This window comes from Deltaproteobacteria bacterium (genome assembly GCA_009929795.1).
Lineage (GTDB): Bacteria > Desulfobacterota > Desulfovibrionia > Desulfovibrionales > Desulfomicrobiaceae > RZZR01.
The window spans coordinates 1-1,137 of the sequence record RZZR01000392.1; the positions used below are offsets into that span (position 1 = coordinate 1).

The following is a 1,137-nucleotide window of genomic DNA, read 5'->3' on the forward strand; positions in this document are numbered from 1 at the left end:
AATCGGCCAGGCCTTCATCTCCGGTGCAGGCGTTGGCCTGTCCGGCGTTGACCAGGACGGCCCGGGCCGTTCCGCAGGCGAGGTTCTCCCGGCAGGCCAGGATGGGGGCGGCCTGGAAGCGGTTGGTGGTGAACATGCCGGCGGCCGTGGCCGGGCGGTCGCTCAAGACCAGGGCCAAGTCGTTTCGGACCTGATAGCGGAAGCCAGCGGCCAGAGCCGCAAAGGAAAAGCCTTGTGGAGTCGGATACATGGAGTCTCCGTGACGTGGTTGGACAAAACGATCAAGCCTGCATATCCATCAGAGTACCCAGCATGTCGGCCCGGGCGGAGATGGCCTTGACGTTGGCTGTGAAGGCGTGCTTCGTGGCGACCATGGTCGTGAATTCACGGACAGGATCGGTGTTGCTGGCCGGGACGAGAACCTCTTCCTGCTCGACTCGCCCGTCGCGCTCCACGAGCCGCTGTTCGGGGACCAGGGGCCCCGGAGTGGGATCCTTGGTGATGGAGGCCACCCGGACACCGCCCTGGGCCTGCTCCTGGAGATGGACCCTGGAGGCCTGAAAGCGGTTGGTGTTCATATTGGCCAGGTTGTTGGCCGAGACCGCCTGGATCGTGGACAGGGCATCAAGGGCCGAGGCGTTGACGTACATGGCTGACCTCCGAAGGCGTGGCCGTGCTGGGGCCGTTTGAAATTTGGACCGCGTGCGTCCAAGCCGAGAGACTTTAGGACGTCAAAAAGGGAATTGCAACTCGGTCCCGGGCAGATATTTTTGGGGTTCAAAAGGTACGAAATGATCATTTCCACGCATTTTTCTGCCAATGACGGTGGGTAGGGCTTGATAGTGTTTGATTTTTTGGGCATTGGCCGACAAAGGCACACATTCAAGACCACAACGGATAAGGAACCATGGGCCGAACACATCTGATAGTCTCCGCCACGAGCCTCGAGGAGGCCAGAGATCAAGCCGTTTCGGAACTGGGAGTCCCGGCGGATGACATGACGGTCATCGCCCTGGACGACGGACGGTACAGGGCCGAGTTGGTCAACCACGATGCGGACGTGGAGGTGGAGATCTCCCCGGATAAATCCTTCGTGACCATTGCCGCGTACATTCCGGCAAGGGGAACGGGGCGGCC

The 1,137-nt window shown here is 61.0% G+C and carries 3 protein-coding genes; 1 reads left to right on the forward strand and 2 read right to left on the reverse strand.

All coding sequences use genetic code 11. The features are described 5' to 3' along the window. On the reverse strand, positions 1–250 hold a 250-nt coding region (locus EOM25_15225), incomplete at its 3' end, for a bifunctional ornithine acetyltransferase/N-acetylglutamate synthase (protein NCC26531.1). 31 nt (positions 251–281) lie between these two features. Beyond that, the gene (locus tag EOM25_15230) at positions 282–650 is read right to left on the reverse strand and encodes a flagellar biosynthesis protein FlgG (GenBank protein NCC26532.1); all 369 of its coding nucleotides are present in this window, start codon (positions 648–650) and stop codon (positions 282–284) included. A 257-nt stretch (positions 651–907) separates the two neighbouring features. Here EOM25_15230 and EOM25_15235 point away from each other — a divergent pair. Beyond that, positions 908–1,137: hypothetical protein (locus EOM25_15235; GenBank protein ID NCC26533.1), on the forward strand; the 230-nt coding region annotated here is incomplete at its 3' end.

Excerpts from the sequence above, each read along its gene's own strand:
- EOM25_15230 (NCC26532.1), bottom strand. The coding sequence starts at position 650 with ATGTACGTCAACGCCTCGGCCCTTGATGCCCTGTCCACGATCCAGGCG.